Source organism: Flavobacterium cheonanense (genome assembly GCF_039539185.1).
Taxonomy (GTDB): Bacteria; Bacteroidota; Bacteroidia; order Flavobacteriales; family Flavobacteriaceae; genus Flavobacterium; species Flavobacterium cheonanense.
This window is the reverse complement of sequence record NZ_BAABCT010000002.1, coordinates 370,044-386,620: the sequence shown is the minus strand read 5'-3', so window position 1 is coordinate 386,620 and position 16,577 is coordinate 370,044. Positions and strand designations below refer to the sequence as shown.

Sequence of the window (16,577 nt, the reverse complement as noted above, 5' to 3'; positions counted from 1 at the left end):
AGTATGATGGGACTTTAGAAAGTTTTGTAGGATTCAATACTTATATAGGAACTCATAGCATTGGTAATACTTTTTTCCAAGTTGATGCCAATAAGGCACAAGGATATTGGGCTTTTGCATTAAATGATTTTCCTTATTCTGCTTCGGGTCAAGCTCCAGCTGGAGCAACAACTGTTCCCAATCCGATTGCAGCAACATCGCCGATTCCTTTAACTTCATGCGTTGTTACTGGAAAATTTAATAGTCCACTAGAGATTACAGGATTAGAAAAGAAAAATGTAGTCGTTACAATTTCACTTTCAACCAACAAAAGTTTTGAATGGGTTGATACAAATGGAAACGGAAAATTTGATCCGTCTCAAGGAGAAAATGTAGTTGATATGGGATTAAGAGGGATGATTCCGTCTTACACAAAGTAGTTTTGTTTAAGAAAAAACATCTTTTTTGTTAATATAACACTTTGAAAATCAACAAGTGTTAAACTCACTTTAAATTGATTATAAATTACGACGAAAAGGTTGTAGTTAATATCAAATAGCTGTATTTTTGTTTGATTTTTTAAAATAAATTATACAATCTTATGGCAAAATCTGCACTTTTAAAGTCATCTATCGCAAAAAAATACTGGATGGCTCTTACGGGTTTATTTTTATGCTTGTTTTTGGCAGGACATTTAGCTGGAAATCTACAATTGATTTTTGGAGACGCATTACAATTCAATAAGTATGCGTTATTTATGACTTCAAATCCAGCAGTTAAGTTACTTTCTTATGTAACCTACATTTCAATTTTATTTCATGCAGTTGATGGTTTTATGTTAACCTATCAAAATGTTAAAGCAAGACCAGTTGGTTACGCAAAATCTAATCCAGGAGCTAATAGCTCATTTTCTTCTAGAAATATGGCAATTTTGGGAACTTTGATTTTGGTTTTCATCGTAACTCACATGGTTAATTTTTGGGCGAAAATGCATTTTGATAAAAACATGCCTTTGCAAACAATTACTGTTGAAGCAATGGGACAAAAGCAAGACCTATACTTAACAACTAATGAGGGATACTTGCCTGTGCAACAAGTTGCGAAATCTTATGATGAGGCGACAAAATCTGGTCTTCAAACTTACATTGAAAACAGAACAGAATTTTACAATACTCAAGCAAAAGTAAAAGTTGGAGAAGGTTATAAGGATCTTCACAAAATTACAGTAGCATTTTTTAAAGATGCAAAATATGGTTTAATTGCAACAATTCTTTATGTGATTGCAATGGCTGTTTTAGCTTTCCACTTATTACATGGTTTTCAAAGTGCTTTCCAATCTTTAGGACTTAACAATTCAAATTGGACTCCTAAAATCAAGTTTTTCGGAACTGCTTTCGCTATTGTTGTTCCGTTGTTATTTGCAATTATTCCAGTTTACATTCACTTTTTCTTAAAATAATTTTATGCTGAATTTATTTCAGTACAAATTCAAATAAAAATTATGAAGTTAGATTCTAAAATACCAGAAGGGCATATTTCACAAAAATGGACGAATTATAAAGATCATTTAAAATTAGTTGCCCCAAATAATAGACCAAAAATTGACATTATTGTAGTAGGAACTGGTTTGGCAGGAGCTTCGGCTGCCGCTTCACTTGGTGAAATGGGTTATAATGTTAAAGCTTTTTGTTTTCAAGATTCACCTCGTCGTGCGCACTCAATTGCTGCTCAAGGAGGAATAAACGCTGCTAAAAATTACCAAAATGACGGAGATAGTATTTTTAGATTATTCTATGATACAATCAAAGGTGGTGATTATAGAGCACGCGAAGCAAACGTTCACCGTTTAGCAGAAGTTTCAGGAAATATTATCGACCAATGTGTGGCTCAAGGAGTTCCTTTTGCACGTGATTATGGTGGATTGTTAGATAATCGTTCGTTTGGTGGTACTCAAGTTCAAAGAACTTTTTATGCTGCCGGACAAACTGGACAACAATTATTATTAGGAGCATACTCTGCTTTATCAAGACAAATTGGGCTTGGACGTGTAAAAATGTTCAACCGTCACGAAATGTTAGATTTAGTGAAAGTAGACGGAAAAGCTCGTGGAATTATTGCAAGAAATTTAGTTACTGGAGAATTGGAAAGACATTCAGCTCATGCGGTTGTTATTGCATCTGGAGGTTATGGAAATGTTTATTTCCTTTCTACAAATGCCATGGGAAGTAACGTTACTGCTGGTTGGAAAATTCACAAACAAGGAGCGTTATTTGCTAATCCATGTTTTGTACAAATTCACCCAACATGTATTCCAGTTCACGGAACCAATCAGGCGAAATTAACTTTGATGTCAGAATCATTACGTAATTCAGGTCGTATTTGGGTTCCTAAGAAAAAAGAAGATGCTGAAGCAATTCGCGCAGGAAAATTAAAACCAACTCAATTGGTTGAAGAAGATAGAGATTATTTCTTAGAAAGAAAATATCCAGCTTTTGGAAATTTAGTACCACGTGATGTGGCTTCAAGAGCAGCAAAAGAAGTTTGTGACGAAGGAAAAGGAATTGAAGCAAACGACACTAATGAAGGAGTTTACTTAGATTTTTCTACTGAAATCCAAAATAAAGGTAAACAAGCTGCTTACGCACAAGGAAATCATAATCCAACTCCTGAGGAAGTTACTTCTTTAGGAAAACAATGGTTGAAAGAGAAATATGGTAACTTGTTTACTATGTATCAAAAAATTACGGATGAAAATCCATACGAAACTCCAATGAAGATTTATCCAGCAGTTCACTACACAATGGGTGGTGTTTGGGTTGATTATAACTTACAATCTACAATTCCTGGTTGTTTCGTAGCTGGTGAAGCAAATTTCTCTGACCACGGTGCTAACAGACTAGGAGCTTCAGCTTTAATGCAAGGTTTAGCCGATGGTTATTTCGTTCTTCCTTATACAGTTTCTAACTATCTAGCAGACGAAATTAGAACAGGAAAAATTTCAACAGATTTACCAGAATTTGCTGAAGCTGAAAATAGAGTTAAAGATTCTATTGATAAATTCTTAAATAACAAAGGTTCTAAATCTGTGGATCATTTCCACAAACGTTTAGGATTAATCATGTGGAATAAAGTTGGTATGGGTAGAAACGAAGCAGGTTTAAAAGAGGCTATTGCTGAAATTACTGCTTTAAAAGAAGAATTTTACAGAGATGTAAATGTTCCTGGAAACGCAGATGAACTAAATCCACAATTAGAAAAAGCATTACGTGTTGCAGATTTTATTGATTTAGGTCAATTAATGGCAATGGATGCTTTACAAAGAAACGAATCTTGTGGTGGTCATTTCCGTGAAGAATATCAAGATGCAGAAGGAGAAACACTTCGTGATGATGAAAACTTCTCATTTGTTGGTGCTTGGGAATACAAAGGTGATGATATCACTAAAGAAGAGCTTCACAAAGAAGAATTGAAATACGAGTTTATTAAAATAGCCGCAAGAAATTACAAATAATAGAGTTATGAGCGCAGCAAAAAATATAAATATTACCCTAAAAATTTGGCGTCAGAAAAACTCCAAAGCTAAAGGGAATTTAGAAACATATAAATTAAATGATGTTTCTACAGCAAGTTCGTTTTTGGAAATGTTAGACCAATTGAATGAGCAATTAATCAATGATAAAATTGAGCCAATTGCATTTGATCACGATTGTCGTGAAGGAATTTGCGGAATGTGTTCTTTATATATCAACGGTCGTGCACACGGTCCAGATACAGGAATTACAACTTGTCAATTGCACATGAGAATGTTCAATGATGGTGACACAATTTTTGTTGAACCATGGAGAAGTAGAGCGTTTCCAGTAATTAAAGATTTAGTTGTTGATAGAAGTGCTTTCGATAGAATTCAACAAGCTGGTGGTTTCGTTTCTGTAAATACATCAGGAAATACAATTGATGCGAATGCAACTCCTATTAATAAAAACGATGCAGATAAAGCTTTTGAAGCAGCTGCCTGTATTGGTTGTGGTGCTTGTGTAGCAACTTGTAAAAATGGTTCAGCAATGTTATTTGTTGGAGCAAAAGTTTCTCAATATGCATTATTACCTCAAGGAAAAGTTGAAGCTACAAATCGTGTATTAAACATGGTGCGTCAAATGGACGAAGAAGGTTTCGGAAACTGTACTAATACAGGAGCATGTGAAGTAGAATGTCCAAAAGGAATTTCTCTAGAAAACATCGCTCGTATGAACAGAGAATATTTAAAAGCTTCTGTGAAGTAATTTACTTACTTTTTAAAATAATTTAAAACGCATTCATTAATTTGGATGCGTTTTTTTTATCTTTGAAAGACAAACAAAACTACAATGAGAAATTTCTTTTCAATAATAATTCTATTTACCTCAATAGTCTCCTTCGGACAGAATTATCACAAATATGTCAATCCTATAATTGGAACTGGTGGTCATGGACATACTTATCCTGGAGCAACGGTACCTTTTGGAATGGTACAACTTTCACCAGATACCAGAATTGATGGAAGTTGGGATGGCTGTTCAGGATACCACTATGATGATTCAGTAATTTATGGATTTTCACACACCCATTTAAACGGAACAGGTTGCACCGATTATGGCGATATAATGCTAATGCCAACTATGGGAGAACACAATTTTATTCCAAATGAATATGGTTCTAAGTTTTCCCATTCTAATGAAAAAGCTACTGCCGGATTCTATTCAGTGAAGCTTGATAAACATAATATTGATGTTCGTTTAACATCTTCTACACGTGTCGGATTTCATGAATATACCTTTAATAACGCTGGACAAGCTAATATAATTCTAGATTTAAACCATAGAGATAAATTGCTATATGGCGATGTGAAAATTATTGATAAAAAAACGATTCAAGTTCTAAGAAGAAGCGAAGCTTGGGCCAAAGATCAATACGTTTATGCTCAAATTGAATTTTCTGTACCGTTGGAAATTTCAAATTCTCATTCAAATGAAGAAATTAGCCCAACATTTTTTGCTGGTACGGAACTAAAATTGGCATTTTCGAAACAAGTTAAAAAAGGTGAAAAAATTTCAGTAAAAGTTTCGCTTTCTCCAACGAGTTATGAAGGAGCAAAATTGAATATGTCTGAAATAAAAGGTTGGGATTTCAATAAAGTTAAACAAGAAGCCGAACAACTTTGGGACAAACAATTATCGAAAATAGAAATTACTGAAACGGATAAAGATAAGTTGTCCATTTTCTACACTGCTTTATATCATACGATGGTTCAACCTAATATCGCGCAAGATATCGATGGAAAATATCGAGGCAGAGATAATAAAGTGCATAATGGCGAAGGTTTTGATTATTATTCGGTATTCTCACTTTGGGATACTTTTCGAGCAGCACATCCATTGTATACTTTAATCGAAAAGAAACGCACTGCCGATTTCATAAATACCTTTCTAAAACAATACGAACAAGGTGGAAGATTGCCAGTTTGGGAATTAGCGTCCAATGAAACCGATTGTATGATTGGTTATCATTCTGTTTCGGTTATGGCAGATGCAATGTCAAAAGGAATTACAGGTTTTGACTACGAAAAAGCATTTGAAGCCGCAAAACATTCTGCTATGTTAGATCATTTAGGATTGGATGCCTACAAAAGACAAGGTTTTATTTCGATGGATGACGAGCACGAAAGCGTTTCTAAAACCTTAGAATATGCTTATGATGATTGGTGTATTGCCCAAATGGCTCAAATTTTAAACAAAAAAGAAGATTACGAGTATTTCATGAAGCGTTCTCAAAGTTGGAAGAACATTTTCGATTGGAATACCGGTTTCATGCGACCAAAGAAAAACGGCGGTTGGGATAAACCTTTCGACCCAAGAGAAATCAATAATAATTTTACCGAAGGAAATTCGTGGCAATATTCGTTTTTTGTGCCACAAGATATTCCCGGAATGATTGCGGCTTATGGCGGAAACGAAAAATTTGAAGCCAAACTAGATGAAATGTTCAACTCAGAAAGTAAAACTACTGGAAGAGAGCAAGTTGACGTAACAGGATTAATCGGTCAATACGCACACGGAAACGAACCAAGTCATCACATGGCATATTTGTACAACTACATTGGAAAACCAGAAAAAACCACTGAAAAAGTACATTATATTCTAAATAATTTCTATAAAAACACACCAGACGGATTAATTGGAAACGAAGATTGCGGGCAAATGAGCGCGTGGTATGTTCTGAGCTCTATGGGAATTTATGCGGTAACTCCTGGAATTCCTAAATGGGATCATTCAAAACCTTTTTTTGAGAAAATAAAGTTTAATCTAGAAATTGAAAAAATCAATGAGATTTCTAGAAATTCTACAAATGACGAACTAAAAAGTATTGGCGGCTTTTATAAAAAAGCGATTATGAAAAGTAATATTTTTGTGAACGAAAATATTATTCCAGTTCCAGTAATTGAAGCTGAAAGTAAATCGTTTAAAGATAAAATGACCATTGAAATAAAATCTAAAGATAGAAATGATAAATTGTTTTTTTACGTTTTTACAAAAGATACTAGCATGGTTCTTATACCATATAGAAAATATGAAAAACCATTCGAGATTGATGAATCTTCTCATGTAATTGCATATTCAGAGAATAATGGATTGAAAAGCAACACAATCTCAGCAACCTATTTCAAAAAACCAAACAATTATACTATTGACATAAAATCTACTTACAATCCTCAATATCATGCTGGTGGAAAGGATGGTTTATTAGATGGAATTAATGGTTCTACCAACTGGAGAAAAGGAGATTGGCAAGGATATCAAACTCAAGATTTTGAAGCCGTTGTTGATTTGCAAAATGTAAAAGAAGTATCCAATTTTAGTGCAACCTTTCTACAAGACCAACGTTCTTGGATTTTAATGCCAACCAAAGTAGAATATTACAGTTCAACAGATAATATCAATTTTACATTAATCACATCTGTAGCCAATGATGTAGATCCAAAAAAAGACGAAAACACTATTAAAGATTTTAGTTTTACAGCATCAAAACCAATCAATGCAAGATATATAAAAGTAAAAGCTTACAATTACGGAAAACTTCCAGAATGGCATTTGGGTTTTCCTTACAATGGCGATGCGTTTATTTTTATAGATGAGATTACAATAAAAGAAGTAAATAAAGACCTTGAAACTACTATCGAACCACAAAATTTATATTTTAAAAAAAATAGTTCAAGTTTTAATGATGAAGCTACTATTAGAGTAAAAAGACTTTTATATTTTATGAAGGAACAAAATCCAATCGCTAAAATTGAAATATGTTCTCATTCTGATTCACATGAAAAAAATAAAATTAGCTTATCTAAAAAAAGGGCAGAATCAGTATATAATTATTTAATTGAAAATGGAATTGATAAAAACAGAGTTTCAAAAAAATATTACACCGATGAACGACCTGTTAACAATTGTCATGAAAGAAAAGATTGTTCAGAAGAGGAATTAAAACAAAACAGAAGATGTGAAATTATAATAACAGAATTATAACTAATCAGTGCAAATCTGTAAAATCCGTTTAATCTGTGGCAACAAAATAAAAAATGAATCTAAAAACAGCCCTAATCCAAACCGAATTATCCTGGGAAAATCCCAATGAAAACAAAGCTTTACTTCAAGAAAAGATAAATGCTATTTCGCAATATGTAGATTTAATTGTTTTGCCCGAAATGTTTACCTCTGGCTTTACAATGAATCCCAAAAACGTAGCTCAAACTATGCAAGGCGAAGCTATTTCTTGGTTAAAAGAGACAGCAAAAAATAAAGATTGTGTCATCACAGGAAGTTTAGTAATCGAAGAAAACGGCAACTATTTCAACCGATTGGTTTTTGTGTTTCCATCAGGTGAAATCCAAACTTATGATAAACGACACCTTTTTACTTTAGCTGGTGAAGAGAAAGTTTATACAGCTGGAAAAGATAAATTAATTGTAGAATATAAAGGATTCAAAATCTGTCCGCTTATTTGTTATGATTTACGTTTCCCAGTTTTTGCCAGAAATGTTGAAGATTATGATGTCTTGATTTATGTTGCCAATTGGCCAAAACCACGTGTAAACGCTTGGGATATTTTGCTAAAAGCACGCGCAGTAGAAAACATGAGTTATGTAATTGGTGTCAATCGTGTTGGTATGGACGCCAATAACCTCGAATACATCGGACATTCGCAAGCTATTGATTTTTTTGGGAATTACCTTCAAGAACCACAAGAAATAGAAGGCGTTTTTATAGTAGAATTAGATAAAAATGAAATGCTGGAAACTAGAAAAAAATTAAATTTTCTAAATGACAGAGATGAATTTAAGTTGGTTTAATTTTCCTAAGCCTAAGTTTGAATGTAAACTCGAAACTCGCAACCTAACTATTTCCCAACATCAACTGGTTGTTCAACATCCCAATTAGCTCTTACATCAACTTCTTTTGGAAAGTAAATTACTTCTTCACTTTGACGTTGTTCTAAAAAACTTCCTGGTGTCCATCGCTTGTTTTTATCATCGTCATAGATAACACGAATGGTATATTTTGCAGGATCAATTAAATCAAAATTTAATGATGTTTCCTTTTCAGAATATTGACTTACAATAACTTTTCCGTCTTTATCAGTCAATTCTACAATGACAGGAAAACGCTTTACATTCTCGAGTTTTATACGAAGATTTCCATAATCAGAAAGATTGTTGGTAGAAAAATCAAAAGATAAGCTATCATTTTTTCTATCATAATAATCCGTTAATGCATCTGGCAAAACTTTTAAATTGTATTTTTCTAAAGGTTCTTTGTTAAAAATAAACTTCAACTCTTGTTTGAGTTCGTCATATTCATTAGTAAATTTTACTTCTACAGAATCCTTATTAATAAGCTTCATCTTCGTTACATCCCATTTTGTCAAAGGAACATTAGATTTTATGGCAAAATTATCTCTAAAGCTTATGGTTCCTTGTTGTTCTGAACTAAATCCTAAAGTATCTCTTTTTTGTTCTTTAATTTTTAAAGAAAAGGTCTTTTGAAATTTATTTTTTGAAACATCAATACTTAATGAATCTCCTTTTACGGCTTTAAACCATACTTGAAGTGAATCTTTCTTAGGTAATTGTGTAACCACAAAAGGAATGGCTTCAGAGTTCTTTTTAAGCGTTATTTTTACGTCTTTAGGATTTCCTTCGTATCCAACGGTAAATCTTGAACCAGAAGCCTGTGATGCGTTTACAGCTCTAAAGGTTGGTTCTTCTTTAAAAAGTTCTAATTCATAAATGGTATCATTCGGAATAGTGATGAACTCTTTTTGAAATCCTATTTTTTCAACTTTAGGATCAAATTTATTGTTTCCGTTTACATCTTTCAAAGCAATCAAACGGTATTTTCCTTCTTTAAGATTCTCAAATTTAACTAATTGCAAACTGTCCAAAGTGTTAGTAATATATCTTGGAACTTGTTTGTAAATTATAGAATCATTGTATTTATCGTTAGCATCATAAAGCATTATGGAAACATAATTATCTACTTTTCTCTCAATAGCATCTTTTACTTTTGCACCCAAATTCAATGAATCTATATAACTTCCAGTAGAGAAAACATATTTGAATTGTTGGTAAGGATTTCCTTCGTTGTTGTCTTGAATACTTTTTCCGAAATTAAAACTATAAGTAGTGTTTGGAAGAAGCGTGTCTTTAATTCTGATAGTGATGAATTTACTTGCGTTGTAAGGTAAAATCTCTGGTTGACGCTTCATTGGTGGCGAAATGATAAGCTGCTTATTAATATCTTTCAACTTAATGTATTCGTTAAAACTGATTTTTATTTCCTTTCCAGTGAAATTTGTTGAGAAATTTTTAGGTAAACTATTGACCATTTTTGGAGCAATAGTATCTTTCATACCGCCTGTGATAGAGCCTCTTTTAGCACATCCAATCACTAGAAAAACTAGTAATAGTAAAACATATTTAAAAATACCTTTTTGCATCAATTCTTTAATTTCTTAGCGCAAAATAACAATTATATTTAGTGGAAACGAAATCTTTTTATTTATAATTAACTAAAATCATTACTGTGTCATCGCCATACAAACAATACTGATTTTTGAACCCGGAATTTTTAGCAGTTCTCTACCACAAGCTTCAAGCGTTGAACCAGTTGTAATTACATCGTCAATCAATAAAAAATGTTTATTGTGATGGGATTCGTTATAATTAATCCCGAAGATATTTTCTACAACTTCAGCTCTTCCTAAAATCGATTTAGTAGTTTGAGTTTTTGAATATACATTTCTTACCAAAATAGTTTCATCATAAGATTTTATCCAGCTTTTTGAAAGAGCTTCACCAAAAGTAGTTACTTGATTATAACCACGTTCTTTAAATCTTTTTTTATGTAATGGAATTGGAATTATGAAGTCAACATCATTTAATTCTTCAACATCTTTTAACTCTTCTGCATACCAATATCCAATTGCTTCACCAATTTCTTGATGACCTTTGTATTTCAGTTTGTGAATCATTTCTTGAACAATTCCTTTTTTGTGGAAATACATCAAGCTTGAAGCAAATTCTATAGGAATACGACCATAAAATTTAGAATAAACATCATTATTTTTGCTTAAATGATGGTTTGTAAGCGGAATATCATGTCGGCAGGAAGTACAAATTACAATTTCATCTTTCAATAAAAACGAATTACAACCTGCGCAAGCTTTCGGAAAAAAGAGATTTATGATGCTTTGAATCATGAAATTGGGCTAATATTTTTATAAAAATATAAAAATCAACGATTCATTGGTTATTTATATTAAATTTTAATTTCACTTTTATATTTTTGCACCATTATGGCAAAACAAGAAGATTTATTTAAAAATGTGGTTTCGCACGCAAAAGAATACGGATTTATTTTTCCGTCAAGCGAAATTTACGATGGTTTAAGTGCGGTTTATGACTATGCACAAAATGGTGTTGAATTAAAGAAAAACATCCGCGAATATTGGTGGAAAGCAATGGTGCAAATGCACGAAAACATTGTTGGACTTGACGCGGCAATCTTGATGCATCCAACAACTTGGAAAGCTTCAGGACATGTTGATGCTTTTAACGATCCATTAATTGACAACAAAGATTCTAAAAAAAGATACAGAGCTGACGTTTTAATTGAGGATTATGCCGAAAAATTAAATCTGAAAGCTAAAAAAGAAATCGAAAAAGCGCGCGAACGTTTTGGCGAATCTTTTGACGAAGAACAATATAAAACAACAAACCCACGTGTAATGGAATATCTTTCAAAAGAAAGAGAAATTCTTGAACGAATGGGTAAATCGTTAGGAAATGGTGATTTAGAAGACGTGAAAGCATTAATTGAAGAATTAGAGATTGCTGACCCAGAAACAGGTTCAAGAAATTGGACAGATGTGAAGCAATTCAACTTAATGTTCGGAACTAAATTAGGTGCGTCTGCTGAAAATGCAATGGATTTGTACCTTCGTCCAGAAACAGCACAAGGAATTTTTGTTAATTTCTTAAATGTTCAAAAAACTGGTAGAATGAAAATTCCTTTTGGAATTGCTCAAACAGGTAAAGCTTTTAGAAATGAGATTGTTGCAAGACAATTTATTTTCCGTATGCGTGAATTTGAACAAATGGAAATGCAATTTTTTGTAAAACCAGGCGAAGAAATGAAATGGTATGAATATTGGAAAACTAACCGTTTAAAATGGCATTTATCTTTAGGATTGGGTGAAAAAAATTACCGTTTCCACGATCATGAAAAATTAGCTCATTATGCTAATGCTGCTGCTGATATCGAATTCAATTTCCCATTCGGATTTAAAGAATTGGAAGGAATTCACTCAAGAACTGATTTCGATTTGAAAGCACACGAACAATTTTCAGGTAAAAAATTACAATATTTTGATAACGAAACTAATTCTAACTACGTTCCATATGTTGTAGAAACTTCAGTTGGATTGGATAGAATGTTTTTGGCAGTTTTTGCAACATCACTAAAAGAAGAAACTCTTGAAGATGGTTCAACAAGAACAGTTTTAAGTTTACCAAGTGTTTTAGCTCCAACAAAAGCGGCTGTTTTACCATTAGTTAAAAAAGATGGACTTCCAGAAGTTGCTCAAAGTATTATTGATGATTTAAAATGGGATTTCAACGTAGCTTACGACGAAAAAGACGCTGTAGGAAGACGTTACAGACGTCAAGACGCACTTGGAACACCATTTTGTATCACAGTTGATCATCAAACGTTAGAAGACAAAACAGTTACTATTCGTCATAGAGATTCAATGAAGCAAGACAGAGTTGCCATTTCTGAATTAAGAGAAATTATCAACGAAGAAGTTTCTATGAGAAATTGGTTGATGAAAACGATATAAAGCACTAAGTTTGAAATACGAAGTACGAATAATAAAAAAGGCGAAAAGTTACACTTTTCGCCTTTTTTACTTTAATTATCGTTTGTTAAAATCTATAGCCTACAGAAATTGCTATCTTTCCTGTTATTCTTGAATAATCAGTGTTAGGAATGTTAGAATTTATAGATAGGTTTCTTCCAATTCCTCCTCCAATTTCAAACATTACATCTCGTTTTGTGTACCATTTTCCACCTAGAGCTATTCCTAAAGCAAATGCTTTTACTTTTTCTTCACTATAAAAATTATTTCCTTGATAGTAATAAACTTCTCTGTTAATGCTTTGATATAAACCAAATCCTTCCATGTAAAATCCGGCAACAGGTTTTTTGCCAAAATAAAATCTATAGTAAGGAGAAATGGCAAATGCTGTGTTGACGTCGGCTTCTTTATCTAACAAAAAGGTTATGGAAGTTCCAACACTTGATTCGTCGTTGATAGCACGTTCATAAGTAGCATCAAAGGCTCCTAAAACTAAATACAACGCATTTATTTTTACTTCGTTTTTCTTGAAATCTGAAGTTTCGTTTTCTTTCTGGCCAAATCCTTTTAAGCAAAGAAGTGAAAAGGCAAATACAATAATTGTTTTTTTCATATATATAAAATTTGATTTTTTAGCGGTCATATATTGTATCGTCTTTTTATTTATAGGTGTTTGCTCACGCAAACTTGTTGTAAGTGACGATTTCATATTAATGGTTTAAGTTTTTAAAATCTATATCCTACTGTTATTCCACCTCTACCAACAAAAGTGTGTCCAAAATAGTCGTTTTTTTCAGGGTTTAGTAAATTTCTCCCAATTCCGGCGTTAGCTTCAAGAACTAATCCTCTTTTTGATAGCAGTTTAAAACCAACACCAAATCCTAAAGCAAAATCGGTATAACTGTCACCATTTTCTGTAATTGTGGTGTAGGTATTTGTTTGAAAATTGTAATCAGTGTAAGTTCCTTCATCTATGTCAATTGTGTTAAGCATAGCAAAACCCTCAACAAAAAAACCTGCTGCTGGCTTTTTGCCAAAATAAAAGCGATAATAAGGAGTAAGACTAAAAGTAGTTTCAAAGTCTTTTTCTAATGCAAAATTTACAGAAACACCTATTCCAGATTCGTTATTTAAAATTCTTTCATAACTGAATTCTGGTTGACCTAAAATTAAAAAAAGAGCATTGCTTTTCAATTCATTTCTTTTGAATTCAAATTTTTTTAATTCTTGGCTATTTGCAAAGAGCGAACAAAGCAAGATGGTTAAGAACAATAATTTTCTCATAGTTTTTTTATCAAAAATAATGATATCTATAAAGTGACAAATTACTTTAACATTAATTTTAATCTTCCTTAGGTAAATTGATTTCACTTAATACAAAATCTCGCACTTTTTCCCAAGTTTTAACATTTAGTGAATAATATATATTGTTTCCTTTGTTTTTTCCTTTGATTAATTTTACTCTTTTTAATTCTGAAAGGTGTTTTGAAACTGTTGATTGCGCCAAAGGTAATACTTCAATAATATCTCCACAGCAAGATGTTGGATTATCCATTAAAAACTGAATAACTTTCAATCTAGATGGATTTCCTAATGCTTTTAAAACATCGGCCATTTCATTGATTTTAAAGGAAAATCCGAAGGTTTTAGTGATTCCCATATCGCTATATATAATTTAAATAGTTTGTTTTTCTTATCATTTAATTCACACGAAAAGTATCTTCATCATTTGTAATTGAATTACAATTTTTAGATAATTTGTTTCCAAATTTAGAAAAGATTCTTTTACTGCATATTCATTTAAAGATATTTTTTATCCTTAGATTATTGTTTTTACTTTTATCAATCTGTAATTGATAGTGTTACGGCTTTATTTTATATTTTGATATAGATATAATACGATAAATAAAACACTTGATTTTTGTCAATTTTTTTGAAGGTTGTTAACAACATCAACATAATTATTATTTGAAACGATTTTTTTAGCTTTTTTACTTTTTCTGACGATTTTACTTACAATTCGATGATGAGAATTATTTCTTTGTTTGACTTTTATTTTATATTTATTTTTTAATAAATACATTTAAACAACTAAATTACAATGTATTATGATATTTAATTAAATTGTATTATAGCTATATGTAGATATAATATGATTTTTATTTTTTCTCTTCCATTTTTATAAAAAAGTAAGAAAAAACCTTAATAATAATGCGTTTAATCGACGTTTCCTACCTTTCAACTAAAAAGGGTATATTGTTAAAAAGTCGTAGTTCACATCTGTTTGAATATTCTACAAAACTTCTAATTTAGTAACGTTGTAAAATGTGTGATTTACAGCAAAAAATAGTCCCCAAAACTATCTATATTTTAACATGAGTTGTGTGAACTCATAAAAACTGATGCTTTACCCCAAAAAGTAAAGCAATTGAAGAATTTTACATTCGTAATTATTGATGACAACCCAAAAAATAGGTTGAAGACTAAAGCCACGGCCGAAAGTTTTCAAAACCTTACCTTTTTGGCAATGGCTGATAATTATGAAGATGGAATTGATATTGTTTTAGAATACCACCCAGACGTAATTTTTCTTGAAATTGATCCTCCAGATGAGGAATCTAAGTTGTCATTGGCTTTTATCAATGAATTACACCGTTATTTATCAGTAATTCCTAAAATAATTGTTACTACTACAAATGATGCACTTTGTTTACAATCATATAAATATGGTGTTTTTGATTATTTAATCAATCCTATAGAAACTAAGGAGCTTCGTAAAAGTATATTCCGTTTAGATAAAGAATCGTCAAATAGTATTTCTTCTACTGTATCTAATAAGGTTAGCGCGCCATCAATAATAGTTCCAGACGTTGCTAAGGTTGAATCAACTGTAGTTGATTCAGAAATCACTCCAATTGAGTTGGTTACTGTTGAAGTTCAAGAAGAAGTTATAGAAACTAATGAATCACATATTCCTAGTGAAGAAATCAATGATGTTGAAGAAACTGAATTAATCGATGATAAAATTGATATAAGCGAAGAAGTAGCTTCTGAACCAAAAGAAAATAACACAACGTTTGAAATTAAAGGAGGAAAAGATAAACCTTTAATTATTTGTGTTAAGTCTTACGGTGATTACCGTTATATAGATGCTAAAGATATTTGTTATCTACAAGCAGACAACAACTCTACTGATATTCATTTAAATACAGGAGAAATGATTACTGCTTTTAAAACACTAAAGCATTTTGAAGGCGTTCTTAGTTATCCTTTCGTTAGAATTCACAATAGTTATATACTTAATATTGATTATGTTTCTAGAATTCACACTGGAAATGCTGTTTGCCACATTAAAAATACAACTACAAAACTTCCGTTTTCTAAATCTTACAAAGAAAATATTGATGCCATTATAACTTCAATAGCATCTGGAAATTACTTAGAAATCTAATTACCCTTTTCTTGATTAAATCAGCGCTTCATTTTGCTGTTTCTTATTAAAAATTAATTATAGACCAACTGCACTTTTTCTCGTTAAAATGATATTTGTTTTTAATAAAATATCATAAATAATTGATAATCAATATTTTAACTTCATTTTTTTCTTTTTTAAAACCACGTAAAACTACGTGTTTTTAAAAAATGTCATTCACCCAAATTTGAGCATCATTCACTATCAAATGATGTCATTCTACATTATACACGTCAAAACGTATTTATCGAAACCTAATGCTGTAGTACTTTTACGACGTCAAAAGCCCCAAACAAGTTTTAAACGACTGGCTTTGCGAATAACAATTAAAGTCTAACAAAAACATAAAATTACAATCATGAAAAAATCATTAGCAATATTCGGATTATTCTCTTTAATGATGGTATTAACATCTTTCACTTCTCCAGTTGAGATTGGAGGAAGAGATAGAAATGTAGGAACAGGAAATTTTGAAATTGGTGGAAGAGATAGAAATGTAGGAACAGGAAATCTTGAAATTGGCGGAAGAGACAGAAATGTAGGGACAGGAAATTTCGAAATCGGTGGTAGAGACAGAAATGTAGGAACAGGAAACTAAAAAAAATATGTATTTATAAAAAAAGCTATCATTTTATGTTAGCTTTTTTTTATTTTGTAGATTTGTTCAAATCAAAAATTA

General features: G+C 31.6%; 14 protein-coding genes. 8 read left to right on the top strand and 6 right to left on the bottom strand.

The window, feature by feature from the left end:
- Positions 1-148 precede the first annotated feature (148 nt).
- Positions 149-307: a hypothetical protein gene (locus tag ABD766_RS05200; protein ID WP_344815671.1), complete on the bottom strand. Its 159-nt coding sequence runs from the start codon at positions 305-307 to the stop codon at positions 149-151.
- Positions 308-580: 273 nt separating this feature from the next.
- Here ABD766_RS05200 and ABD766_RS05195 point away from each other — a divergent pair, with 273 nt between their 5' ends.
- The 5 genes from ABD766_RS05195 to ABD766_RS05175 all read left to right on the top strand — a co-directional run bounded on the left by ABD766_RS05195 (position 581) and on the right by ABD766_RS05175 (position 8,359).
- Entirely contained in the window at positions 581-1,438 is an 858-nt protein-coding gene (locus ABD766_RS05195; RefSeq protein ID WP_298309328.1) for a succinate dehydrogenase cytochrome b subunit, read from the top strand.
- 42 nt (positions 1,439-1,480) lie between these two features.
- Positions 1,481-3,490, top strand: coding sequence for a fumarate reductase/succinate dehydrogenase flavoprotein subunit (locus ABD766_RS05190; protein ID WP_344815670.1), 2,010 nt, complete (start codon positions 1,481-1,483; stop codon positions 3,488-3,490).
- 7 nt (positions 3,491-3,497) lie between these two features.
- Positions 3,498-4,259 carry a succinate dehydrogenase/fumarate reductase iron-sulfur subunit gene (locus tag ABD766_RS05185; RefSeq protein WP_344815669.1) on the top strand — a complete coding sequence of 254 codons (762 nt, stop codon included), beginning with the start codon at positions 3,498-3,500 and terminating at the stop codon, positions 4,257-4,259.
- Between the two features lie 84 nt (positions 4,260-4,343).
- The gene (locus ABD766_RS05180; protein ID WP_344815668.1) at positions 4,344-7,535 is read left to right on the top strand and encodes a GH92 family glycosyl hydrolase; all 3,192 of its coding nucleotides are present in this window, start codon (positions 4,344-4,346) and stop codon (positions 7,533-7,535) included.
- Positions 7,536-7,588: 53 nt separating this feature from the next.
- A complete protein-coding gene (locus ABD766_RS05175; RefSeq protein ID WP_344815667.1) occupies positions 7,589-8,359 on the top strand; it encodes an amidohydrolase in 771 nt (256 codons plus the stop codon).
- Positions 8,360-8,406: 47 nt separating this feature from the next.
- On the opposite strand, the gene ABD766_RS05170 is transcribed toward ABD766_RS05175, so the two are convergent.
- Both ABD766_RS05170 and ABD766_RS05165 read right to left on the bottom strand, forming a co-directional pair.
- Positions 8,407-10,005, bottom strand: coding sequence for an Ig-like domain-containing protein (locus tag ABD766_RS05170; protein ID WP_344815666.1), 1,599 nt, complete (start codon positions 10,003-10,005; stop codon positions 8,407-8,409).
- Positions 10,006-10,086: 81 nt separating this feature from the next.
- Positions 10,087-10,767 (bottom strand): ComF family protein, encoded by a 681-nt coding sequence (locus ABD766_RS05165; RefSeq protein WP_344815665.1) that lies wholly within the window; start codon positions 10,765-10,767, stop codon positions 10,087-10,089.
- A 96-nt stretch (positions 10,768-10,863) separates the two neighbouring features.
- Between ABD766_RS05165 and ABD766_RS05160 the strand changes: the two genes are divergently transcribed.
- Complete coding sequence (locus tag ABD766_RS05160; protein ID WP_344815664.1) at positions 10,864-12,408, top strand: glycine--tRNA ligase; 1,545 nt, start codon at positions 10,864-10,866, stop codon at positions 12,406-12,408.
- A gap of 85 nt (positions 12,409-12,493) precedes the next feature.
- Here ABD766_RS05160 and ABD766_RS05155 read toward each other — a convergent pair whose 3' ends face one another.
- The 3 genes from ABD766_RS05155 to ABD766_RS05145 all read right to left on the bottom strand — a co-directional run bounded on the left by ABD766_RS05155 (position 12,494) and on the right by ABD766_RS05145 (position 14,086).
- A complete protein-coding gene (locus ABD766_RS05155) occupies positions 12,494-13,039 on the bottom strand; it encodes a DUF3575 domain-containing protein (protein ID WP_298309346.1) in 546 nt (181 codons plus the stop codon).
- Positions 13,040-13,152: 113 nt separating this feature from the next.
- Positions 13,153-13,710 carry a DUF3575 domain-containing protein gene (locus ABD766_RS05150; RefSeq protein ID WP_298309348.1) on the bottom strand — a complete coding sequence of 186 codons (558 nt, stop codon included), beginning with the start codon at positions 13,708-13,710 and terminating at the stop codon, positions 13,153-13,155.
- Positions 13,711-13,768: 58 nt separating this feature from the next.
- A complete protein-coding gene (locus ABD766_RS05145; RefSeq protein ID WP_344815663.1) occupies positions 13,769-14,086 on the bottom strand; it encodes an ArsR/SmtB family transcription factor in 318 nt (105 codons plus the stop codon).
- A 768-nt stretch (positions 14,087-14,854) separates the two neighbouring features.
- Here ABD766_RS05145 and ABD766_RS05140 point away from each other — a divergent pair.
- On the top strand, positions 14,855-15,877 hold the full coding sequence (locus ABD766_RS05140; protein ID WP_344815662.1) for a LytR/AlgR family response regulator transcription factor: 1,023 nt from the start codon (positions 14,855-14,857) through the stop codon (positions 15,875-15,877).
- A 379-nt stretch (positions 15,878-16,256) separates the two neighbouring features.
- A complete protein-coding gene (locus tag ABD766_RS05135; protein ID WP_344815661.1) occupies positions 16,257-16,496 on the top strand; it encodes a hypothetical protein in 240 nt (79 codons plus the stop codon).
- Positions 16,497-16,577: the final 81 nt, after the last annotated feature.